The sequence below is a fragment of the Candidimonas humi genome (assembly GCF_019166065.1).
Lineage (GTDB): Bacteria > Pseudomonadota > Gammaproteobacteria > Burkholderiales > Burkholderiaceae_B > Candidimonas > Candidimonas humi.
This window is the reverse complement of sequence record NZ_JAHTBN010000005.1, coordinates 16,316-39,561: the sequence shown is the minus strand read 5'-3', so window position 1 is coordinate 39,561 and position 23,246 is coordinate 16,316. Positions and strand designations below refer to the sequence as shown.

Below are 23,246 nucleotides of genomic sequence, written 5' to 3'. Positions count from 1 at the left end.
TGCTATCCGGCCTATGCCGGCGTCCTGTTTATGAAAATTAGGGGCCTGTCCGCTTGAATAGCGGCGCCGAGCCTGCGGGCAAACAGATGCCCGCCCGTCGAGCGTACAGGCCTCGATAAGCTACTATTACTGACTCATTAAATCAATTTAATTTTAATATTTGTCTCTCAAGTTTTTTTTATGAGCTCGATCCGCTACCTGCGCACCTTTGTCGCCGTAGCCCGGCGCGGTTCTTTTTCGGATGCTGCCGAACAGGTGGCGCTGACCCAGGCTGCGGTGAGCCTGCAAATGCGCGCCCTGGAAACCGAGCTGGGCCGCCCGCTGTTCGACCGCAGCGGGCGGCTGGCCACGCTCAATGCAGCCGGGCGCGAGCTGCTGCCGGAAATCGAGCAGCTGCTGGAAATCTACGACCGCATCCGCACCCCGCGCCCGCCGCCCGGCACCTACGCCGGCACCCTGAGCATCGGCGCCATCGTCTCTTGCATGAGCACTCTGGCGCGCATCGTGTCGCAACTCAAGAGCGAACATCGCGACCTGACGATACGCCTGTCTTCGGGCAAGTCCCGCGAGCTGTGCCACAAGGTGGAAAACGGCGAGATCGACGCGGCGCTGGTGGTGGGCGCGGGCAAGACGCCGCCCGGCACGCGCTGGAAACGCCTGTACCAGGAACCGGTCTGCCTAATCGCATCCACCCGGGTCATCGGCGACGACCCCAGGGAGCTGCTGCGCACCCATCCGTTCCTGCGCTTCGACCGCAGCCAGCACACCGGGGCCCAGGTCGAGCGCGTGCTCAGGAAGCTGGGCGTGACGCCCGACGACTTCCTGGAGCTCAACGCCATAGAGCAGGTGCTGGACCTGGTGCGGCATGACGTGGGCATCACCGTGCTGCCCCTGCTGCACACCATGCGCTGGCAGGAAGCCACGGGCTTGCGCACCCTGCCCCTGCCGCCCGAGCTGGGACAAGTGAGCCGCGACATCGGCATGGTGGAGCGCCGCGACCATCGCCTGCAAGAAGTCACCGCGATGATTTTCGAACGCTACGCGACCCTGTCGGCGCGGACCTGAACGCCGCATCGGCAAGCCCGACGCCGGCGGCGCGGCCGTGGGATCTCTACATCCACATAGACGCCGCAGCACGGCACGAGGCCCGACCGCAAGGTTTATGATGGAAGCAGCGGCGGCGCAATGCGCTGCACGCCGATACACGCAGCGAGGCCCGACCCATGAATATTTCGATCCCCGGCTTCACGTCTCCGGCCGCCAGCACCGAAGCGCCGCTGGAAATGCTGGCCGCCTGCCATATCCGCATCGAGCGCCAGTGCAATACCTTGCGGCGCCTGGCCGCGCACCTGGCCGGACATGGCGTGGACGAGCCGGCGCGCAGCGCGGCGGCCGGTGTGCTGCGTTATTTCGATACGGCCGCGCCGCAGCACCATGCCGACGAAGAGCAAGACCTGTTTCCTGCCCTGCTCGAATCCATGGCCGGTTCGGATCCGGTATGCCTGAAGGGCATGACCCAGGGGCTGCGTGACGAACACCGCGAACTCGAAACAGCCTGGGCCCGCTTGCGCCCGCGCCTGCAGGCCATAGCCGGTGCGGCACATGAAAACGGCAATGCCGGCGCCACGGCGCCGGACGCCTCGAGCGCCCTGCCCGCAGCCGACGTCGAAGCCTTCGCCGCGCTCTACGAGCGTCACATACGCTTCGAGGAAGACGAGTTGCTGCCGATGGCGGCGCGGCTGCTCAGCGACGAAGAACTGGCACGCATAGGCCGCGCCATGCGCGAGCGGCGCGGCATACCCCCCGTCTGAAGCAGCATCGCCCGCGGCGAGTTCCCGCGAGTTCCCGCCGGCCCGCACGAGACCGTCTACGGCCGGAAATGCACCTGGCGGGACGGCCGGTTACTATGCGATTCTGACTTTCCGCCTCTCCAGCCCTGAAATCCCGGAACATGCCGCCCCCCGCCATGCGCGACGCCCCTCCTCCCCGTTGGCTCGGGGCCGCCCCGGCAATATTCCTGCTGCTCTGGTGCACCGGCTTCATCGTCCTGAAAGTCGGGCTTGTTCATTCCGATCCTCTGACTTTCCTGGCCTTGCGCTATGCGGTGGTGCTGGCGGTGCTGGCGCCGCTGGCCCTGGTGTTGCGTCCGCGCTGGCCGCGCACGCTGCAGGCCTGGGGCCGGGTCGCCATGGTCGGCCTGCTGCTGCAGGCCGGATATTTTTCTTTCACCTACCTGTCGTTCAAGCACGGGATTTCCGCCGGGGCCCTGGCCTTGATCACGTCCCTGCAGCCCCTGCTCATCGGGCTGCTGGCCCCCTTCTTTGCCGGCGAGCGCATCAGCCGGCGCCGCTGGGCGGGACTGCTGCTGGGCGTGGCCGGGGCCGCGCTGGTCATAGTCTCGAAATCGGACGTGGCCGTGGCATCCAGGGCCGGGCTGCTGTATGCCTGCGCGGCGCTGCTGGCGATCACCGCCGCCACGCTATGGGAACGGCGCTACGGCACCGACGTCCATCCGATCGCCGCGAACCTGATCCAGTACGCCGTGGGCCTGGCGGTGACGCTGCCGCTGGCCGCGGCGCTGGAACCCATGCACATCGTGTGGACCACATCCTTGCTGCTGGCCCTGGCGTACCTGGCACTGGCCAATTCCATCGTCGCCATCACCTTGCTGCTGGCCATGTACCGCCACGGCGAGGCCTCGAGGGTGTCGGCGCTGTTCTTCCTGGTGCCGCCGGTTACGGCCCTGATCGCCTACGCGACACTAGGCGAGACCATACCTCCGCCCGCGTGGCCCGGCATGCTGCTGGCCGCGGCCGGGATCTTCCTGGTGACGCACGACGGACGCAGGAAGAGGCCGAGCGTGGTCTGATTCGCACGCCCTTTCCCGTCCAGGAACGGCTTCTTGCGCGCCGCCCCAAACGCACCACGCGCGGGTGCGATCTCATGCCGACAAAACCCTGGGCGGCTCCGCCACGAAGCGCCGCACAGGCAAAGGCGTGATCCCGAAGGCGCAAGCGGCTTCGGGGCCCTCAGCGTAGCAGCAGCAATACTAGTATCTGCAATGGGCTTGCCGCGGCTGCGGATTGTGCATAGGCTTCTATGCCTGTACCTTTGCGCCGCAGCCGGCAGACCGGCCCATCGCCAGGCCCTCCCCGATTGCAAGCCAGGAATCGCCAGGCGCGCGCAACAGGCCACACCGAACACGCAGGAGCCCCCACAATATGGACCAACACAATCTGGTGAACCGCCAATTCGGCACCATGGCCGCAAACTACCTGACCAGTGCCGTGCACGCGCAGGGCAGTGATCTCGAGCGTCTGGGCGCGCTGGCCGCAAGCCTGCAGCCACGCCGCGTGCTCGACCTGGGCTGTGGCGGCGGCCACGCCAGCTATGCCGTAGCCGCGGCCGCTCCCGCGGAAGTAGTGGCCTACGATCTTTCGGAAGAAATGCTCGGCGTAGTACGCGCCGAGGCCGCGAAACGCGGGCTGGACAAGCTCGCCACGCTGCAGGGCTCGGTCCAGCAACTGCCCTTCGACGACCATGCCTTCGACCTGGTAGTGAGCCGCTATTCCGCCCACCACTGGATGGACATGGGCGCCTCGACCAGGGAAATGGCGCGGGTGCTGGCGCCCGCGGGCACTCTGGTGATCATAGACGTGATCGCGCCCGAAACCCCGCTGTACGACACGGCGCTGCAGACCATAGAACTGCTGCGCGACGCCTCGCACGTGCGCGACTACCGGCTGTCGGAATGGCGCGCCATGCTGGCCGCGGCGGGGCTCGAAGTCACGAACAGCGATTCGTGGAAGCTGAAACTGGAATTCGAAAGCTGGGTGCGCCGCATCGGCACGCCGGCGCCGCGCGTGGCCGCGCTGCATGCGACCATGGACGCCCTGCCGCAAGAAGCCCGCGAATACTTCGCGATCCAGCCCGACCGCACGTTTTCCAGCGACACCGCCTGGATCCAGGCGCGCCACGCCTGATCGCAAATCTTTCCCGAAGCGTGCTCCCGGCAGCGCGTAAGCCGGCCTTTCGGCGGGAATGCCGGCGCTGCCATGCACGGTTTGCTTCGGGGCCAGGCGGGACAAGGGCCCGGCCCTGCCCCATGCGCAACTTCGCGCCCAGCTACGCCGTCAGTCGGGTATCAGGCGCCGGCCCAGGGTCACGACCTCGTCCCGGGCGTATCCCAGCGACTCGTAGAACTTCAACACGGCGGCATTGCTGCTGCGTACCATCAGGCTCAGCTTCGGGCAGCCCCGTTCGATCAGCAGTTGCTCGGCACGCTGCATCAGCGCAGTGCCCATGGCCCGGCCGCGCTGCGACTCTGCCACGGCCAGGTAGTAGACCCAGCCGCGATGGCCGTCATACCCCACCATCGCGGTGCCTGCCAGCTTGCCTCCGGTCTCGCAGACCAGGAACAGTTCGGGCTGCTCGGTCAGCTTGCGCTCGATGTCGCGCTTCGGATCGTTCCAGGGCCGCAGCAGCCCGGCCTCGCGCCACAGCGCAATCACTGCATCTTCATCACTGGGTCGGTAAGAGCGTATTTCCATGTCGCGGGCAGGCCTCGAATCCAATATCGGTCCCCGATTTTAAGGCCTGGACACAGGATCCGCAGCGCGCGAACCGGCACTCACGCGAGTCACAGCACCTGTTCGAGCAGGCTCTCCCCTGCGTAGTAGCGGGCAATGTTGGCGAAGACGCCTTCCATCTTGCGGGCGTAGGTGTCGCGCGTGGCTGCGGCGATATGCGGCGTGAGCACGGTATTCGGATAAGGGGTCAGGCAATGGTCGCCGGGCACGGGTTCATGGCGATAAACGTCGGTGCCCAGGGCTCCCAGATGACCCGAAGCCAGTGCATCGGCCACGGCGTCTTCATCCATCACCGGGCCGCGGGCGGTGTTCACCAGTACGGCGCCGCGCTTCATGCGCGCCAGGGCCCCGGCGTCGATCAGATGATGCGTGCCTTCGGTGAGCGGCACGTGCAGCGTCACGATGTCGGCGCGCGCCAGCAAGGTGTCCAGGTCCACGCGCTCGAGCTGCAAGGCCTGCTCGTGCCCGGCGTCGAGCGCGACAGGGTCGGTATAGATGCCGCGAGTCTCCCAGCCCAGCAGCCGGCGCGCGGTGGCCTGGCCGATCCGGCCCATGCCAACGTAGCCTATCGTCTTGCCGGCCAGCGTCTGCGACTGCAGGCGCAGCGCATTGACGTGGTAGCGGCCGGCACGCAGTTCGGCATCCGCGTATGGCAAAAGTCGGCAGGCCGAAAGCATGAGCATCACGGCGTGCTCGGAAACCGTCTGCGGAGTGCCGTTGGGGGTAACGGCTACGGGAATACCGCGTTCCCGAAGGGCGGGCACGTCCATGGTGTCGTGGTAGCCCACGCCCTGGTGCACGGCCAGGCGCAGCCGGGGCGCGGCCTCGATGAGTTCGCGGTCGAGCTTGCGGGTGCCGACGATCACCACTTCGCAATCGCGAATCTTGGCGAGCGACTCGGCGCGGTCGGCCGAATCGAGCGTGACGAGCTCCATGCCCGCAGGCACATAACTGCGCGCCACGGCATAGAGTTCGGGCGTGCCGATGGCCAGGTAGAAGATCTTGACGGGCGCGGCCGCGCCGTGAGGGGCAGGTGCAGTGTTTGTCATGGCCGCCATTATTGACTGCGGCTGCCCGCCCGTCAGTCAATTTCCCGACACTTGCAGGGTACAGCGCTAGTGGTTAACCCGCGAAGGCGATGGCGTCCAGCCTGGCGCGCTCCAGCAACACGCAGCAGGATCGGGTAAGGCGTATCAGCCCCTCGCGTTCGAAGCGCTGCAATTCCTTGTTCACGCTTTGCCGCGTGCAGCCCAGCATCTCGCCGAGCGATTCCTGCGTGAGGCTGAACGCCAGCCGCACGCCGTCGTCCTGCCCGATGCCGTGCTCGTCGGCCAGGTCCACCAGCACCTGGGCGCAACGGGCGCGCAGCGTGGCCAGCGCCGATTCGCGCACCAGGCGCTGCAGATAGCGTATGCGCCCGCAGAGGTAGCGCAAGATGGCGTCTTTTGCGCCAGGATGCTGGTCCAGGAAGGCCTGCAAGGCACAGCCTTTGATCTGCACGGAGATGGAATCGGTGCGGGCGATGCAGTCGTGGATGGCGGACTGCGCGTCCATGGCCGAGACGATGTTGAGCACTGCGCCCGCGCCGAACCAGTGGGATGTATAGGCCTTGCCGTCCGGCCCCGCGACGCCGGTGGTGACGAAGCCGTCGACGACAAGCCAGGCGTCGTGGCTGGCTTCTTCGCGGTGAAAAAGATATTGGCCGCGTTCGTGTCGCTGGATGCGGGCGCCGGCCAGCAAGGCATCGATGGCGGCGGGCGCGGAGCCGACCAGCCAGGCGTGCCGGCGCAGCAGTTGCTCGGCGCGCGCCAGGATCTCGAAGGGGGCGTTGGGCGGCATTTCTTTTTTCAGGCAGATTCGATGCCGCCCTGTTCCATAATTACTTTATAAAAGTAAAAGCGCGATTTCCGGCTGAGGCAAGCATGAGGGCTTGTTGTGCGGCTTGGGGCATGCTATCACGCCGAGCGTTGCGGGATCGGTCGGGAGGCTCGGCCTGGCGCAATGTAGATGGCCCGGCGCAACGGAGATGGCCTGACGCAATATAGGTGGCCCGGCGTAGGCAGCCCGGCGCAAAATATAGTAGATGGAAGAACGTGGCTGTTCCGTATGCGCAGCAGGCGCGCGGCGCACAGGGCTTTTCGGCAGTCCGGCGGAGGACTGCAAGGTGTATGCGTGCGTATCAACGATGCCAGTGGCGGCCGCCACCGTGCCAGCCACCGCGCCGGCCGCCATGCCAGCCGTGGTAGTAGGGCCCGCCGCCCCAGATGCCCAGGCCGAAATATACTGGCGGCCCGACATAGGCTGGAGCGGGAGCGGTATAGCCGTAGCCATCGTAATAGGTGTAACCAGGGCTGGTCGGATAGACCGCACAGCCGCCGAGAGCACCCAACACGCAGAGCGAAAATATGAGGCGTTTCGCCACGCCGGTCTTGGTGTTTCTCATGAAGGTTGGACCCGCACCGGCAGCGAAGGTTCTGCCGGTTGGAAAAGTGTTACATCGCGGGATCTTTCAGCGCGTTACTACAGTATAGGCAGTATAGGCGCGGGCCGGGGAGTTGCTGACGCAGGCGCCTCGCGGCCCTGTGCTTCCCGCTGGTTTTCCTGCTTGCGTGGTTAGCGCTTATGTGGCGCGGTCTCGGAAATTCATGCGTCGGCGGGCCGGGTTCGTTGGCCGCGGCCTGGAATGGGGCATCTCCCTGCGGTGCGATACCCCACGCACCTCCGGGAGGTGCCCCATTCCCTCCGCTACTGCTGTAGACGATTGAAAGGAAGCGGGGATTTTGCGGCACGGCCGGAGAGGTCGTGCTTCTTTAGCTTTGGTACTTCGAAGGCTTGTATTTCGATGCCCCTCGCTTCAGCGTCGCCCAGCTAGGTTCTTGGGCCGCGGCCTGGAATGGGGCGCCTCCCTGCGGTGCGATACCCCACGCACCTCCGGGAGGCGCCCCATTCCCTCCGCTACTGTTGTAGACGAGCGAGGGGGAGCGGGGACGCTTTTCAACGCGGCTGGGGCCGCATTCTTTTTCGGAGATAGGTGCGTCTCGCTTCGGCGCCCGGCTCAATGGTTGCTGCCGACGGGGCTCGCGATGGAGCCGCGACCGGGCCTGCGGCTCAGTATCAGCGTCATGATGGCGGAAACGGCAAGCAGCGCAGCCACGACATAAAGTCCCGCCGCATAGCCGCCGGTGCTCTGCTTCAGCCAGCCGATCACGGCCGGGCCGAAGAAGCCGCCCAGATTGCCGATCGAATTGATCGCCGCGATGCCCGCCGCGGCGCCGGCGCCGGACAGGAACATGCTGGGCATGGCCCATAGCGGAGGCTTGGCTGCGCTGATACCGACGTTGACGATGACCAGGGCCAGCACGATCATGAGGGCGGTGTCGGCGCGGCCCGCAAAAATAAAGCCGATGCACGCAAGCGCGCACGGGATGACGACATGCCAGGTTCGCTCTTCGCGGCGATCCGAATGACGCGCCCACAGGATCATCCCGATGATCGCGGCCACGCTGGGAATTGCGTTGATGAAGCCGGTGTGCAGGGCGTCGAAGCCGAAGCGGCGAATCATCAAGGGGGCCCACAGGCCCAGGGTGTAGAGGCCCGCCGAGGTGCCGAAATAGATCAAGGCCAGCACCAGCACCCGGGGCTCGCGCAAGGCTTTCCACACGCCGACGACATGGTCGGAGTGCGCCGCGCGCTGGCCGGCCTCTGTCTGCATCTGCGCAAGCAGCCAGTCCCGCTCCTGTGCATTCAGCCACGAGGCTTGCGCGGGCGTGTCGACCAGGCGCCGCAATACGACGAACCCCAGCACGATCGCGGGTATGGCCTCGATGACATATAAAAGCTGCCAATCGGAAAAGCCGAATACGGATGGCAATTGCATGATCGCGCCCGAGATCGGGGAACCGAGAGCGGTGGACAATGGCGCGGCAGCCATGAACCATGCCGTGGCCGCGGCCCTTTGCTTGACTGGGAACCAGAGGCTCAGGTAGAGGATGATGCCCGGGAAGAAGCCGGCCTCGGCCACGCCGAGCAGAAAACGCAGGCTGTAGAAACTTATCGGACCCGCAGTCCACGCCGAGGCGGCGGACACGAGCCCCCAAGTGATCATGACTCGCGCGATCCAGATTCTTGCGCCTACTTTATGCAGAATCAGGTTGGACGGAACTTCGAACAGAAAGTACCCGATAAAGAACAGGCCGCCGCCGAGGCCGAACGCGGCCGGCGTCAGCCCGATTTCCTTGTTCATGGTCATTGCGGCAAAGCCCACGTTGACACGATCCAGGAAGCTGACGAAATAAAGCAGCATCACGAACGGAATGATGTGCCACATCAGCTTCCGGGATACCCGGGATTCAATTTCAGATTGCATGTGTCTCTCCTCCATGAAAATTGGTTTCCGATCCTGTCTTTGCCTGGACTTGCAGGATTTCCGGATGTGCAGCGCGGCCACGATGCCGGGAGTCGCCCCAGAGCGCTCCGTGGGATCGCCTTGGATCGGCCGGGCATGCGGCAGCCGGCGACATGCAAGATGTGCTTGCCCAAGCCGCCTGCAGGGGATACCCACCCTATTCCGGCATACGATTCGGCCGCTGCGACCATGCCAACGCCCGGACCGGCATCGTCGAAGACTTCTGCACAGCCATGCCGCCGTTTATGCGGCGACGGCTGCCTTGCCCACAAGCTCGCACATCGCCGCAGTCACCTGCGCGGTCGTCGCAATGCCGCCCAGGTCGCGAGTGTGCAGCGCGGGATCCGCCGTGACTTTCTCGATAGCGCGCATTACATGCGCGGCGGCCTGCGTCTCGCCCAGATGCTCGAGCAGCATTACTACCGACCAGAAAGTACCGATCGGATTTGCCAGGCCTTTTCCCATGATGTCGAACGCCGAGCCGTGTATGGGCTCGAACATCGATGGATAACGGCGTTCGGGATCAATATTGCCGGTCGGCGCGATGCCGAGGCTGCCTGCGAGCGCCGCGGCGAGGTCGCTGAGAATATCGGCATGCAGGTTGGTTGCAACAATGGTATCCAGGCTTGCCGGACGGTTGACCATGCGCGCGGTGGCTGCATCGACGAGTTCCTTGTCCCATTTGACGTCGGGAAACTCACGCGCAATTTGCTGGGCGATCTCGTCCCACATGACCATGGCGTGGCGCTGCGCATTGCTCTTGGTGACGACTGTGAGCAGCTTGCGCGGGCGGGATTGAGCCAAGCGGAACGCGAAGCGCATGATGCGCTCGACGCCGGCGCGTGTGAGTATGGATACGTCCGTGGCCGCCTCGATAGGCTGGCCCTGGTGCACCCGGCCGCCGACGCCCGAATATTCGCCTTCGGAATTTTCGCGGACTATGACCCAGTTCAAGTCCGCCGGCCCACAGCGTTTCAGCGGCGCATCGATACCCGGCAGGATGCGGGTCGGGCGCACATTGGCATACTGGTCCAGGCCCTGGCAGATCTTCAGGCGCAGCCCCCACAGCGTGATGTGGTCGGGGACATCCGGATCGCCGGCCGAGCCGAAGAGAATCGCATCCTTGCCACGCAAGGCATCGAGCCCGTCTGCAGGCATCATGATTCCGTGCGCGCGGTAGTAATCGGCGCCCCAGTCGAAATCCTCGAATTCGAACGTAAAGCCCTGCGTCGTTCCGGCCAGGGTTTCCAGCAAGGCCTTGCCCGCCGGGATGACTTCCTTGCCGATGCCATCCCCGGGGATGGTTGCTATGCGGTATGTCTTCATTTCTCGACCTTTGGGATTGATAAAAGCCCCACGGCCGAACTCTACCTAAAATTCTGATTTAATAACCACTGGTGCTCTCAAAGCATCATTAACTTGAATTCACAGATAAAACCGTGACTGATTCCGTACAGCCCGCCGATCTGGGGTTTTTCTCGATACTCGCCGCCTCCGGCAGCCTGAGTGCGGCCGCCCGCGAACTGGGACTCACTCCCGCCGCCGTAAGCAAGCGGCTTGCGCAAATGGAGAAGCGGGCCGGGGTGCCATTGGTGAATCGGACGACCCGCCGCATGATGCTCACGCCGGAGGGAGAGGTGTACATCGAACATGCGCGCCGCATTCTCGATGAAATCGACGCGCTGGGAGAATTGCTTGGGGGTGCGCAAAAGCATCCGACAGGGCTGCTGCGCGTCAACGCCACCCTGGGCTTCGGGCGCAGCCATATCGCGCCGTGCATCTCCCGTTTCGTGGCGCTGTACCCTCAAGTATCGGTCCAGCTTCAGCTCTCCGTGACGCCCCCGCCGCTCACCGACGATACCTTCGATGTGTGCATCCGGTTTGGCGCGCCGCCCGATGCGCGCGTCGTCGCCCGGCGGCTCGCGCCGAACCGCAGGCTGTTATGCGCCTCGCCGTCCTATCTTGGCCGGCACGGCACACCGGCCACGCCGCACGACCTGGCGGCGCACAATTGCATCGGCATCCGCCAGGGCGACGAGGCCTATGGGATCTGGCGGCTGTCGAGCGGGCGCGGCGCTTCCCGCAGGACCGAGACCATACGCATCAATGGCAATCTGACGACCAACGATGGAGAGATCGCCGTGAAATGGGCCTTGGACGGGCACGGCATATTGATGCGCGCGGAATGGGATATCCAGGAGCATCTCGCGGACGGGCGATTGGTGGTGGTGCTTCCGGACTATGAAACCCCGGAAGCGGATATCTATGCCGTGTATGCGCAACGCCACCAGCTCTCGAACCGCATTCGGGCGTTCGTAGATTTCCTGGCCGCGGAGCTGGGGTCCTGAGCATGTGGCGGGCTTGCGGATTCGTGCGTCGCCGGGCCGGGTTCTCGGGCCACGGCCTGGAAGGGGCACCTCCCTGCGGTGCGATACCCCACGCACCTCCGGGAGGCGCCCCATTCCCTCCGCTACTGTTGTAGACGAGCGAGGGCACGACGGGCGGCTAGTCCAGCGCGACTGAGGATCCTGCAAGAAGCTTGCTAGGCTGCGGCCCTCAGGCGGCCGAAGAAGGGATAGTTCGGGTCGTTGTAGCCTGCGGCCGAGGCATGGCCCGGCGTGACCAGGCTGTCGACCAGGGCCTCTTCCTCGGCGGAGATGGCCACATCCACGGCGGGGTAATAGTCTTCCATCTGCGCCAGCGTGCGCGGGCCGGCGATGACGGCGCTGATATGCTGGTTGGCCAGCACCCAGGCGGTGGCGAAATGCCCGGGCTTGATGCCGCGAGTCTCGCAATGCTGCGCCAGCTTCTGCGCGATCAGCAGCGATTCTTCCTTGAACTCGGTCTGGAGAATGCGCCTGTCGCCGCGCGCCGCGCGCGTTTCGGGCGCGGGCGGCTGGCCCGGCTGATACTTGCCGGTAAGCACGCCGCGCGCGATGGGGCTGTACGACACAACGCCCAATCCGTAATGAGCGCAGGCCGGCAGGATTTCCACTTCCGGCCCGCGGTTCAACAAGTTGTAATAGGGCTGGCACGCAATCGGCGCCGGGACATTGAGCTTTTCGCACAGGCGTATGACTTCCGCGATACGCCAGCCGCGGAAATTGGAAATGCCGTAGTAGCGCAGCTTGCCCGCAGCGATCAGGTCGCCCATCGCACGCAGCGGCTCTTCCAGATTTTCTTCGTGGAAATCGCGGTGCATGTACAGGATGTCGATGTAGTCAGCGCCGAGGCGGCGCAGGCTGTTGTCGACTTCGCGCATCATCCAGCTGCGCGAGTAGTTCGATTCGTTGGGCTTCTTGCCCATGGGATTGCCCAGCTTGGTCGCCAGCACCCACTCATGACGCTGCCCGGCCAGCAATCTGCCGACCATTTCTTCCGAAGCGCCTTTGTTGTAGACGTCGGCCGTGTCGATAAAGTTGATACCGTGTTCGGCAGCCGAGGCGACGATGCTGCCCGCCTCCTTCTCGTCGGTCGGGCCGGCGAACATCATGGTCCCCAGGCACAGGGCCGATACTTTCAGATTGCTTTTGCCCAGACGGCGGTATTGCATGGCATTCCCCGATGTGCAATGCGCGCGGCACGGGCCGTATCGGCCGCCAAGCGCGCGCAGCGAGTTGATCGAATCGCGGCGCCGGCCGCGGCGCCCCGGATCGGAAGCCCGCGCAAGAGCTGGTCCGATCCGGGGCACACCACCCGGCCGGGCCCCGAAAATTAAAATAGCACATAAAGTGCACAGCGCAGCACGTGGCGGCCGCCCGGCCGCCACATCCAGCCCACACGCCCCCCATCCCACCAACCGTCTCACCGGTAGCGGAGGGAACGGGGCACCTCCCGGAGGTGCGTGGGGTATCGCACCGGAGGGAGGCGCCCCGTTCCAGGCCGCGGACCAAGAACCCGGACCAGCGACGCACAAACATCGAGGCCATCAAATCCTCGAAAAGCAAAAATCCCTGCCTTGTCCCACCAACCGTCTACACCAGTAGCGGAGGGAACGGGGCGCCTCCCGGAAGTGCGTGGGGTATCGCACTGGAGGGAGGCGCCCCGTTCCAGGCCGCGGGTCAAGAACCCGAACCGGCGATGCACAGGCCCCGCCAGCCGATGGGCAATCTCGGCCAACCCCAATTCCAGGCGACAAGCCAAGCCCCCAGCCATCACCACAAAAACAAAACAAAAGGAGCGCCCAACCAAAATCCCTGCAAAAACACCCCCGACACCAAGCCCAAACTGACAAAATTGTCATATTCGAGACAGCCCCAAGTCCTGCAACAAAGCGTAAAGTCTTGGATATTTTGGTGGCGGCCACGTCCCCTCCGGACTGCCGCCGGCCCTTACTCCAACCCTTGCAAATTCGCCCGCAGCTCTCCTTATGCTTTTTCCCCCGAAGTTGCAATACGCCTGGGCGCGACAAGGCCGCGGCCTGGCCTGCGCGGCCGCCGCCGTCGCGCTGGCCGGCTGCGCCGTCGGCCCCGACTACGTGCGCCCGGCCATGCACATCCCCGCCGCCTACAAAGAAGCGGGCCCCTGGAAAAGCGCCAGCCCCAGCCACATCGATGGCCACAGCGACTGGTGGACAGCCTACGGCGACCCTACCCTCGACCGCCTCATCACCCAGGCCGACACCGCCAACCAGAACATCCAGCAAGCCCAGGCCCAGTATCGCCAGGCGCAAGCCGCCGCGGCCGCCGCGCGCGCCAGCTTCTGGCCCACCCTGGGCGCCGGCGTGGGCGCCGAACGCGCCCAGACCAATACCAACGGCCTCAAGCTCGGCAACACCTATTCCGTCGGCCTGACCGCCGGCTGGGAACCCGACCTCTGGGGCGGCATACGGCGCAGCGTCCAGGCCGGCGAAGCAGCCAGCCAGGCCAGCGCCGCCGACCTGGCGGCCGCGCGCCTCAGCATCCAGGCCACCGTGGCGCAAGACTATATACAGCTGCGCGTCACCGACCTGCAGCTCGATCTCTATACCCGCACCCTCGCCGCCTACCGGCGCGCGCTGCAACTGACCCAGAGCCAATACGCCTCGGGCGTGGCACTGCGCTCGGACGTGGCCCTGGCGCAGAACCAGCTCAGTTCCACCCAGGCGCAAGCCATCGACTTGCAGGCGCAGCGCAGCCAGCTCGAGCACGCCCTGGCCATACTCGTCGGCAAGGCGCCAGCCGACTTCTCCCTGCCCGCGCTGTCCGGCCCCCCCGGCGGAACGCTGGACCTGCCGATACGCCTGCCCGAGACGCCCACCGGCGTGCCCAGCCAACTGCTGGAACGGCGCCCCGACATCGCAGGCGCCGAACGCCGTGCGGCCGCCGCCAACGCCAATATCGGCGTAGCTCGCGCCGCCTACTTCCCCGCACTTATGCTCAGCGCCTCCGGCGGCTACAGCTCGGGCTCCTTCGTGCAGTGGTTCGACGTCCCGGGACGCGTCTGGGCCCTGGGCGCAGCCTTGGCCCAGACCCTGTTCGACGGCGGCCTGCGCAAAGCCCATAGCGACGAAGCCATCGCCGCCTACGATGCGGCGGTGGCTCAATACAAGCAGACAGTGCTGGGCGGCTTCCAGGAAGTCGAGGACAATCTCGCCACACTGCGCGTCCTGCGCGACGAAGCGCTGGCGCAAAAACAAGCAGTGGACTCGGCGCAACTGGCCGAGCGCCTGGCGCTGGCCCAGTACCGGGCCGGCACCAGCGTCTACCTGAATGTGATCACCGCCCAGACCCTGGCGCTCAGCGCCGAACGCAGCCTGGTGCAGCTACGCGGGCGCCAATTGGTCGCCAGCGTGGCCCTGGTCAAGGCCGTGGGCGGCGGCTGGAACGCCGCGCAGATCGAGCCGCCGCGCGCCGCCGAGAACTCCGCGGCCGATGCCAAGAACGCCCAGAACCCCGAGAATCCGAGTAAAGCCTCATGAGCAAGATTTCCTCCACGCGACGTTCCATGCTGACCACCGGCCTGCCGGTACTGATCGTGCTGGGCGCCATCGTCTGGTTCCTGAGCCGCCACGGCAGCGACGCGCAACCGCGGCCGCAGGCCTCCAATGCCCCCGTGCAGGCCACCGTCACCGCCGTCAAGCAGCAGGACGTGCCTATTTACCTCAACGGCGTGGGCACTGTTACTGCGCTGCACAGCGTCACGGTGCACACGCGTATCGACGGCCAGCTCGACCGCGTCGGCTTCAAGGAAGGCCAGGATGTCGCCGCCGGACAGTTGATCGCGCAGATCGATCCGCGCACCGAGCAGGCGCAACTGGATGCCGCCGTGGCGCAGAAGGCCAAGGACCAGGCCCAGCTTGCCAATGCCCGCCTGGACCTGCGGCGCTATGCCGACCTGGTCAAGCAGGACGCCGCCACGCGCCAGACCCTGGACACGCAGCGCGCCCAGGTCGCCCAGCTCGAGGCTGCCGTGCAGGCCGACGACGCGCAGATCAATTCCGCGCGCACCCAGCTCAGCTACACCCGCATCACCGCGCCCATCAGCGGCCGGGTGGGCGCGCGCCTGGTGGATCCCGGCAACATCGTCCACGCGGCCGACGCGGGGGGGCTGGTGGTGATCAACCAGGTCGACCCCATCGGGGTGGTGTTCACGCTGCCCGAAGATTCCTTCGTCGACATCAACCACGCGATGCGCGCCAGCCCAAGCCCGCTGCAGGTGGACGCCTACGCCCGCAACAGCCCGCAGCCACTGGGCCACGGCAGCCTGCTGCTGCTCAACAACCAGATAGACACCAGCACCGGCACCATACAGTTGAAAGCCAGCTTTCCCAACCCGGTGCATGACATGTGGCCCGGCCAATACGTCAATGCGCGCCTGTACCTGGGCGTGCGCAAGCAGGCGCTGGCCATACCCGACGAGGCCATACAGCGCGGCCCCGAAGGCACCTATGCCTATGTGCTGGACGACAAGGACATCGTGCATCTGCAATACGTGCACGTAGTCGTCATCCAGGACGGCATCGCGGTGGTCGACAAGGGCCTGGCCGCCGGCCAGCGCGTCGTGGTCGACGGGCAATACAAGCTGCGCCCGGGCATACACGTGACTAAGGTGCAGGACATGGCCGCCGCGGCGGAGCAATCGAAGTGAGCATCTCCGCCAATTTCATCAAGCGCCCGATCGGCACCTCGCTGCTGGCGGTGGCGCTGTTCCTGCTGGGAGCGGCGGTCTTCCCGCTGCTGCCCGTCGCGCCGCTGCCGCAGGTCGACTTCCCCACCATCCAGGTAACCGCCAAGCTGCCGGGCGGCAACCCCGAGATCATGGCCTCCAGCGTGGCCCAGCCGCTGGAACGGCAGTTCTCGCTGATCTCGGGCCTGACGCAGATGACCTCGGTCAGCGCCCTGGGCCAGGCCCAGATCACGCTGCAGTTCTCGCTGAGCCGCGATATAGATGGCGCAGCCCTGGACGTGCAATCGGCCATCAACGCCGCCACGGGCCAGTTGCCGCCCAACCTGCCGACCCCGCCGACCTTCCGCAAGATCAACCCGGCCGACGCCTCGATCATGATCCTGTCGGTGCAGTCCGACGCCTTGCCCATCACCAAGGTCAACGACTACGCCGACAACATCATCGCGCAACAGCTCTCACAGATCGAGGGCGTGGGCCTGGTGAATATTTTCGGCCAGCTCAAGCCCGCGGTGCGCATCCAGGTCGATCCGGACAAGCTGTCCGCGATGGGCCTGAGCATGGAGGACATACGCGGCGTCATTGCCGACACCACAGTCAACGCGCCCAAGGGCACCATAGACGGGCGCAAGCAAAGCTTCACGGTCTACACCAACGACCAGATCCTGAGCGCCGACCCGTGGAACGACGTGGTCATCGCCTACCGCAACGGCACGCCCATCCGCATCAAGGACATCGGCCGCGCCATTGCCGGCCCCGAAGACGCCAAGCAGGCCGCCTGGGCCTTCGCCGGGCGCGCCGCGCCGCCGGGCGAGGCGGCCATCGACGGCCGCTCGCTGGTGGTCGGCATCACCAAGCAGCCGGGCGCCAACGTGATCGCGACCGTCAATCGCATCAAGGCCGCGCTGCCGCGGCTCGAGGCGTCCATCCCGACCTCGGTGCATGTCACCACGCTGATCGACCGCACGCAGAACATACGCGCCTCGGTGCACGAGGTCGAACTGACGCTGCTGCTGTCCATCGCCCTGGTGGTGGGTGTGATCTTCGTGTTCCTGCGCAGCGTGCCGGCGACCCTGATTCCCAGCGCCACCGTGCCGCTGGCGCTGCTGGGCACCGTGGCCATCATGTACGTGCTGGGCTTCAGCCTGGACAATCTGTCGCTGATGGCCCTGACCATCGCCGTGGGCTTCGTGGTCGACGACGCCATCGTCATGCTGGAGAACATCTACCGGCACATCGAGGACGGCATGTCGCCCATGGAGGCGGCCTACAAGGGCGCGGGCGAAATCGGCTTCACCATCGTGTCGATCTCGGTATCGCTGATCGCAGTATTCATACCGCTCTTGCTGATGGGCGGCATCGTGGGCCGGCTGTTCCGCGAGTTCGCCATCACCGTCACCCTGACCATCGTGGTGTCGGTGCTGGTGTCGCTGACGCTCACGCCCATGCTGTGCTCGCGCTTCCTGAAAGACCATCACAAGGAATCCCACGGCCGCATCTACCAGTTTTTCGAGCGCGGCTTCGACAAGCTGCTCGACGGCTACCGGCGCGGCCTGAACCTGGTGCTGCGCCATCAGTTCCTGACGCTGTGCAGCTTCCTGCTCACCCTGGCGGCGACGGTGCTGCTGTTCATCGTGATCCCCAAGGGTTTCTTTCCGCAGCAGGACACCGGCTATATCTTCGGCTTCGCCGAGTCCGCGCAGGACACTTCCTTCAGCGCCATGAACCAGCGCATGATGAAGCTGGCCGACGTGCTGCGCAAGGACCCGGACATCATGCAGATCGGCATGAGCAGCAACCAGCCCACCTTCAATACCGGGCGCTACTTCATCAGCCTCAAGCCCAAGGAAGACGGGCGCAAGGTCAGCGCCGACGAGGTCATCAACCGCCTGCGTCCGAAGCTGGCCCAGGTCGAGGGCATCCGCCTGTTCCTGCAGGCGGGGCAGGACATCAACGTCGGCGGGCGCCTGTCGCGCACCCAATACCAGTACACCCTGACCGACGCCAACCTGGACGAGCTCAACACCTGGGCGCCGCGGGTGCTCGACCGCCTGAAGCAATTGCCGCAGCTCGCCGACGTGGCCAGCGACCAGCAGAACTCGGCGGCTACCGCCACGGTCACCATAGACCGGGCGCGCGCCTCCAGCTTCGGCATCACGCCGCAGTTGATCGACGACACTATCTACGACGCCATAGGCCAACGCCAGGTCGCGCAGTACTTTACGCAGATCAACAGCTATCACGTGGTCCTGGAAGTCACGCCGCGCCTGCAGCAGGACCCGAACCTGTTCAGCAAGCTGTACATCACATCGCCGCTGACCAAGCAGCAGGTGCCGCTGTCGACCTTCGTCAAGGTGGACACCACCAAGACCGGCTACCTGTCGATCAGCCACCAGAGCCAGTTCCCGGCGGTCACGATCTCCTTCAACCTGGCCCCGGGCGTGGCCCTGGGCCAGGCGGTCACGGCCATCCAGAACGCCACCAACGCGATGAACCTGCCGCAGGCGCTGACCAGCTCGTTCCAGGGCACCGCCAAGGCCTTCGGCGAATCGCTCGCCACCCAGCCCTACCTGATCGCCGCGGCCCTGGTGGCGGTGTATATCGTGCTCGGCCTGCTGTACGAGAGCTACATCCACCCGCTGACGATTCTTTCCACCCTGCCCTCGGCCGGCGTGGGAGCGCTGCTGATCCTCATGGCCAACGGCTACGACCTGACCGTGATCGCGCTGATCGGCATCATCCTGCTGATAGGCATCGTCAAGAAGAACGGCATCATGATGATCGACTTCGCGCTGTCGGCCGAGCGCCAGCTGGGCCTGGAGCCCAAGGAAGCCATCTACCAGGCCTGCCTGCTGCGCTTCCGGCCCATCATGATGACCACCATGTGCGCGCTGCTCAGCGGCCTGCCGCTGATGCTGGGCCACGGGGCCGGCTCGGAACTGCGCCGGCCGCTGGGCTATGCCATGGTGGGCGGCCTGATCCTGTCGCAGGCGATGACGCTGTTCACCACGCCCGTGATCTACCTGTACCTGGACCGGGCCCACTATTGGTACATGCGGCGCAAGAAGGCGCGCCAGGCGCGCAAGCTGCGCAAGGCACGCCAGGAAGCCAGGAACGCGCCGCACCTGCAGGAGCGGCCGGGTGAATGAGCCGCCGGGCATATGCCGCGGCGGCGCGGCGCGCCGCCCGGGGCCCGGAGAGCGCGTCGCGGCCGGGCCATGTATTTGTTCTAGCAGGTTCTAAAATAGGGAGTCGCAACGGTGTTCCCCATGAAGATCCTGATCATCGAAGACGAGCCCAAGACCGCCGAGTACCTGTACAAGGGCCTCACGGAACAAGGCTGCGCGGTCGACCTGGCGCATGACGGCATCGACGGCCAGCACATGGCCACGCAGCACGACTACGACGTCATCGTGCTCGACGTCATGCTGCCGGGCCAGGACGGCTTCACGCTGCTGCGCGGCCTGCGCACGGTCAAGCAGACGCCGGTCATCATGCTCACCGCGCGCGACCGCGTCGAAGACCGCGTCAAGGGCCTGCACGAGGGCGCCGACGATTATCTCGTCAAGCCCTTCTCTTTCATCGAGCTTCTGGCGCGCCTGCAGGCGCTGTCGCGCCGCGGCCGGGCGCAGGAACCGGCGCAACTGCGCATCGGCGATCTGCACATAGACCTGATCAGCCGCAAGGCCTACCGCGGCAGCACGCGCATCGACCTGACCGCCAAGGAATTCTCCCTGCTGGCGGTGCTGGCGCGGCGCCAGGGCGAGATCCTGTCCAAGACCGCCATCGCCGAGCTGGTCTGGGACATGAACTTCGACAGCAACACCAATGTGGTGGAAGTGGCCATCAAGCGGCTGCGCGCCAAGATGGACACGCCCTTCAGCCCGCGCCTGCTGCACACCATCCGCGGCATGGGCTACGTGCTGGAACTGCGCAGCGAAGACGGGCAGCGATGAAACGCTCTATCACGGTGCGGCTGGTCGCCATGTTCGCGCTGGCGACGCTGACCATGTTCCTGCTGATCGGGGCCGCCCTGTACGGGGTACTGCAGCGCGAACTGGCACGCCACCAGCGCGACGAGCTGCAGACCGCCTACCAGGACATGGAATACATGATCAAGCGCGCCGGCAACCCGCAGCGCTGGAGCCATGTCGTCACCAAGATGGACACGCTCACCGCCACCAACGGCAGCAAGCGCTTCTGGGTCGCCAGTTCCGACCCGCGCTACCGCTACGGCGCCGACCTGGACTCGATACGCGCCCGCCTGGGCGGCCGGGACGGCATGGGCATGCTGCGGCTGCCCGGGCGCGACTACCCGCTGTACACGCTGACGCGCACCATTCCGGGCTTCCAGAGCCAGCCCGACATCCATCTCACCATAGGCATAGACGCCAAGCCCTACATCCATACGCTGCACACATTCCTCACCGCCCTCATGACCCTGTCGCTGACGGCGGTCATGCTGGTGATGATCCTGGGCTACTGGATCGCCCGCGTGGGTCTGCGTCCGCTCAAGCTGCTGTCGCGCGAGGCCCAGTTGCTGAGCCCGCGCAAGCTGTCGCAGCGGCTGCGCATCTCGCCGCTGCCCGCCGAGCTCTCCGACCTGGCCGGCGCCTTCAATGGCGCGCTGGGGCGCCTGGAAGCCGCCTACACCCAGTTGGAATCCTTCAACGCCGACGTGGCCCACGAGCTGCGCACGCCCCTGACCAACCTGATCGGCGAAACCCAGGTGGCGCTGTCGCGCAAGCGCACCGCACAGCAGTTCCAGGAAGTGCTGCAGTCCAATCTCGAAGAAATCGAGCGGCTGCGCTCCATCGTCAACGACATGCTGTTCCTGGCGCGCGCCGACCAGGGCGAGGCCGCCACCGGGCTGGTGCGCGCGCCCGTGGCCCGCGAGATCGGCAAGACCATCGAATTCCTGGAATTCGTGCTCGACGAGACCCAGGAAACCGTCAAGATAGACGGCGACGTGCAGGCCGAGGCCTTGATCGAGACGGCGCTGTTTCGCCGCGCCATGGCCAATCTGCTGGAAAACGCCATCGAGCATTCGCATTCCGGCGCCGAGATCCGCGTGGACATTGTGCGCCAGCAAAGCCAGATCCGCATCGGCGTGGCCAACCCGGGCGAATCCATACCGCCCAAGCACCTGCCCATGCTGTTCGACCGCTTCTACCGCGTCGACGCCGCGCGCTACAACGGCAAGACACACGGCCACGGCCTGGGCCTGGCCATCGTCAAGGCGATCGCCACCATGCACGGCGGCGATGTCTTCGCCAGCAGCGCCGACGGCATCACCACCATAGGTTTCAGCGTTCCGGCGGCGGAAGCGGCGTAGCGGCGCGCATCAGCGGCGGGGGCCGCCGTTATGCTCGTCGCAGTTCTGGGCCATGCGCTCGCCGATGAAATCCAGCAATAGCCGCACCGCCGGCACCAGGCCGCGGCGCGAGGGGAATACAGCATGCACGATGCCGGGTTCCAGGTTCCAGCCCTGCAAGGCAGTCACCAGCCGGCCGTCGGCCAGTTCTTCGCGGCACATATAGTCGGGCAGCATGCCCACGCCGATGCCGGCCAGCACGGCGAACTTGACCGCAAGCAGATCGTCGGCCACGTAGCGCGGACGGTGCACTGCCAGGAATTCCGCGCCTTCGGGGCCCAGCAGCTTCCAGGCATGGCGGCCGCCGGTGGGCGACATCGACACCGTGTCCATGGCCGCCAGGTCTTCGGGGCCTTGCGGCGCGCCCTGGCGCCGGATCTGCGCCGGGCTGGCCACCAGCAGCGTCTGCGACAGCCCCAGGTGCTTGACCACCAGGCTGCCGCTGTCCGACAGCGTGGTGCGCACGCGCAGCGCGATGTCGATGCCCTCTTCGATCACATCCACCGCACGGTTGCTGACCTCCATCTGGATCTGCACCAGCGGATGGCTGTCCATGAACTCGGGCAATATGAGCCCCACCACGGACTGCGCCAGCGTCACCGGACAGCTCAGGCGCACCACGCCACGCGGCTCGCTGCTGGCCTGCGCCACGGCGTCGGCCGCGGCCTGGGCCTCGTCGCAGATGGCGATGCAATGGCGCAGGTACATTTCGCCCACCGTCGTCAGGGACAGTTTGCGCGTCGTGCGCTGCAACAGCCGCACCCCCAGCTGCGCTTCCAGCCGCGCGATGCGCCGCGACAGGCGCGAATTCGGAATACCCAGGGCGCGCGCCGCCGCGGCGAAACTGCCGCGCTGCGCCACCTCGGCGAAATAGCCCATATCGTTCAGATCCTGCATGCCATTCCTCGCCCAGGTTTCGGAGCCGCCGCCAGAATTATTCACACTATTAGACCCATAGATAGAACAATGAATTGCAAACCAGCCGTCTTATCAGGCACTCATCGCATATTCATAATATATCCATTGCCACGCATCGTGGCGTACCGACCAGAAAAAAACATCATGAAACTCCTGCACATCGATTCCAGCGTTTCCGGTTCCAACTCCGTCTCGCGCCAATTGACGGCGCGCATCGTCGAACAGTGGCGCAACGCCCACCCCGGCCTGGCGGTCGAATATCTCGACCTGGCCAGCGACGCCCCCAATCACTTGTCCGCCGAATCGCTGGGCTTTCGCCTGCCGCCCTCGGATGCGCTGAGCGACGCGCAAAAGCGCGAAAACGCGCTTTCCGAAGCCCTGGTCAGCCAGTTCCTGGACGCGGACGTGATCGTCATCGGCGCGCCGCTGTACAACTTCTCGATCCCCAGCCAGCTCAAGGCCTGGATCGACCGTATCGCCCAGGCAGGCCGCACCTTCAAGTACACCGCGCAGGGCCCGGTAGGCCTGGCCGGCGGCAAGACGGTGATCGTCGCCTCCAGCCGCGGCGGCATCTATTCGACCAGCGAGGCCGGGCGCGCCATGGAACACCAGGAAAGCTACCTGCAGACCGTGTTCGGCTTCTTCGGCATTAGCGACGTGCGCTTCGTGCGCGCCGAAGGCCTGAACATGGGCGAGGAACGCAAGGCCGAGGCACTGGCCGGCGCCGAGCAATCCATCCAGGCGCTCGAACTCGCGGCCGCCAACGAAAACCAGGCCGTCCAGGCTGCCTGAGGCCAGTCTACGGGTTGGCGCCAGGGCGCCGGCCCCTGGGCCGCGAGCCATGCCCCCGCCTGCG

At 65.7% G+C, this 23,246-nt stretch carries 19 protein-coding genes; 11 read left to right on the top strand and 8 right to left on the bottom strand.

The genetic code is table 11. The features are described from left to right. The first annotated feature begins 180 nt into the window (after positions 1 to 180). From KVP10_RS13000 to KVP10_RS12985, 4 genes are all read left to right on the top strand, one after another. Positions 181 to 1,065, top strand: coding sequence for a LysR family transcriptional regulator (locus KVP10_RS13000; RefSeq protein WP_217965042.1), 885 nt, complete (start codon positions 181 to 183; stop codon positions 1,063 to 1,065). 158 nt (positions 1,066 to 1,223) lie between these two features. After that, positions 1,224 to 1,811 (top strand): hemerythrin domain-containing protein, encoded by a 588-nt coding sequence (locus KVP10_RS12995; protein ID WP_217965041.1) that lies wholly within the window; start codon positions 1,224 to 1,226, stop codon positions 1,809 to 1,811. A 155-nt stretch (positions 1,812 to 1,966) separates the two neighbouring features. Next, positions 1,967 to 2,869: a DMT family transporter gene (locus KVP10_RS12990; RefSeq protein WP_376810925.1), complete on the top strand. Its 903-nt coding sequence runs from the start codon at positions 1,967 to 1,969 to the stop codon at positions 2,867 to 2,869. Positions 2,870 to 3,221: 352 nt separating this feature from the next. Then, the gene (locus KVP10_RS12985; protein ID WP_217965039.1) at positions 3,222 to 3,983 is read left to right on the top strand and encodes a class I SAM-dependent methyltransferase; all 762 of its coding nucleotides are present in this window, start codon (positions 3,222 to 3,224) and stop codon (positions 3,981 to 3,983) included. Between the two features lie 150 nt (positions 3,984 to 4,133). On the opposite strand, the gene KVP10_RS12980 is transcribed toward KVP10_RS12985, so the two are convergent. The 6 genes from KVP10_RS12980 to KVP10_RS12955 all read right to left on the bottom strand — a co-directional run bounded on the left by KVP10_RS12980 (position 4,134) and on the right by KVP10_RS12955 (position 10,320). Then, a complete protein-coding gene (locus KVP10_RS12980; protein WP_217965038.1) occupies positions 4,134 to 4,550 on the bottom strand; it encodes a GNAT family acetyltransferase in 417 nt (138 codons plus the stop codon). Between the two features lie 89 nt (positions 4,551 to 4,639). Then, positions 4,640 to 5,638 carry a 2-hydroxyacid dehydrogenase gene (locus KVP10_RS12975; protein ID WP_217965037.1) on the bottom strand — a complete coding sequence of 333 codons (999 nt, stop codon included), beginning with the start codon at positions 5,636 to 5,638 and terminating at the stop codon, positions 4,640 to 4,642. A gap of 73 nt (positions 5,639 to 5,711) precedes the next feature. Next, a complete protein-coding gene (locus tag KVP10_RS12970) occupies positions 5,712 to 6,428 on the bottom strand; it encodes a Crp/Fnr family transcriptional regulator (RefSeq protein WP_217965036.1) in 717 nt (238 codons plus the stop codon). 340 nt (positions 6,429 to 6,768) lie between these two features. Continuing rightward, positions 6,769 to 7,032: a hypothetical protein gene (locus KVP10_RS12965; protein WP_217965035.1), complete on the bottom strand. Its 264-nt coding sequence runs from the start codon at positions 7,030 to 7,032 to the stop codon at positions 6,769 to 6,771. Between the two features lie 612 nt (positions 7,033 to 7,644). Next, entirely contained in the window at positions 7,645 to 8,955 is a 1,311-nt protein-coding gene (locus KVP10_RS12960) for an MFS transporter (protein WP_217965034.1), read from the bottom strand. Between the two features lie 282 nt (positions 8,956 to 9,237). Next, on the bottom strand, positions 9,238 to 10,320 hold the full coding sequence (locus KVP10_RS12955) for a tartrate dehydrogenase (RefSeq protein ID WP_217965033.1): 1,083 nt from the start codon (positions 10,318 to 10,320) through the stop codon (positions 9,238 to 9,240). A gap of 113 nt (positions 10,321 to 10,433) precedes the next feature. On the opposite strand from KVP10_RS12955, the gene KVP10_RS12950 reads away from it, so the two are divergent. Next, positions 10,434 to 11,342 (top strand): LysR family transcriptional regulator, encoded by a 909-nt coding sequence (locus tag KVP10_RS12950; protein ID WP_217965032.1) that lies wholly within the window; start codon positions 10,434 to 10,436, stop codon positions 11,340 to 11,342. A 194-nt stretch (positions 11,343 to 11,536) separates the two neighbouring features. On the opposite strand, the gene KVP10_RS12945 is transcribed toward KVP10_RS12950, so the two are convergent. Next, entirely contained in the window at positions 11,537 to 12,547 is a 1,011-nt protein-coding gene (locus tag KVP10_RS12945) for an aldo/keto reductase (protein WP_217965031.1), read from the bottom strand. Positions 12,548 to 13,363: 816 nt separating this feature from the next. Here KVP10_RS12945 and KVP10_RS12940 point away from each other — a divergent pair. From KVP10_RS12940 to KVP10_RS12920, 5 genes are all read left to right on the top strand, one after another. After that, positions 13,364 to 14,893 carry an efflux transporter outer membrane subunit gene (locus KVP10_RS12940; RefSeq protein WP_217965030.1) on the top strand — a complete coding sequence of 510 codons (1,530 nt, stop codon included), beginning with the start codon at positions 13,364 to 13,366 and terminating at the stop codon, positions 14,891 to 14,893. Then, a complete protein-coding gene (locus tag KVP10_RS12935) occupies positions 14,890 to 16,062 on the top strand; it encodes an efflux RND transporter periplasmic adaptor subunit (RefSeq protein ID WP_217965029.1) in 1,173 nt (390 codons plus the stop codon). Before KVP10_RS12940 ends, KVP10_RS12935 begins: the two co-directional genes overlap by 4 nt. Beyond that, positions 16,059 to 19,247: an efflux RND transporter permease subunit gene (locus KVP10_RS12930; RefSeq protein ID WP_217965028.1), complete on the top strand. Its 3,189-nt coding sequence runs from the start codon at positions 16,059 to 16,061 to the stop codon at positions 19,245 to 19,247. The genes KVP10_RS12935 and KVP10_RS12930 overlap by 4 nt, the downstream gene beginning before the upstream one ends. Before the next feature lie 120 nt (positions 19,248 to 19,367). After that, entirely contained in the window at positions 19,368 to 20,054 is a 687-nt protein-coding gene (locus KVP10_RS12925) for a heavy metal response regulator transcription factor (protein ID WP_217965027.1), read from the top strand. Beyond that, positions 20,051 to 21,433: a heavy metal sensor histidine kinase gene (locus KVP10_RS12920; RefSeq protein WP_217965026.1), complete on the top strand. Its 1,383-nt coding sequence runs from the start codon at positions 20,051 to 20,053 to the stop codon at positions 21,431 to 21,433. The genes KVP10_RS12925 and KVP10_RS12920 overlap by 4 nt, the downstream gene beginning before the upstream one ends. A gap of 9 nt (positions 21,434 to 21,442) precedes the next feature. Here KVP10_RS12920 and KVP10_RS12915 read toward each other — a convergent pair whose 3' ends face one another. Continuing rightward, positions 21,443 to 22,369 (bottom strand): LysR family transcriptional regulator, encoded by a 927-nt coding sequence (locus KVP10_RS12915; RefSeq protein ID WP_217965025.1) that lies wholly within the window; start codon positions 22,367 to 22,369, stop codon positions 21,443 to 21,445. A 165-nt stretch (positions 22,370 to 22,534) separates the two neighbouring features. Here KVP10_RS12915 and KVP10_RS12910 point away from each other — a divergent pair, with 165 nt between their 5' ends. Then, entirely contained in the window at positions 22,535 to 23,182 is a 648-nt protein-coding gene (locus KVP10_RS12910) for an FMN-dependent NADH-azoreductase (RefSeq protein WP_217965024.1), read from the top strand. Positions 23,183 to 23,246: the final 64 nt, after the last annotated feature.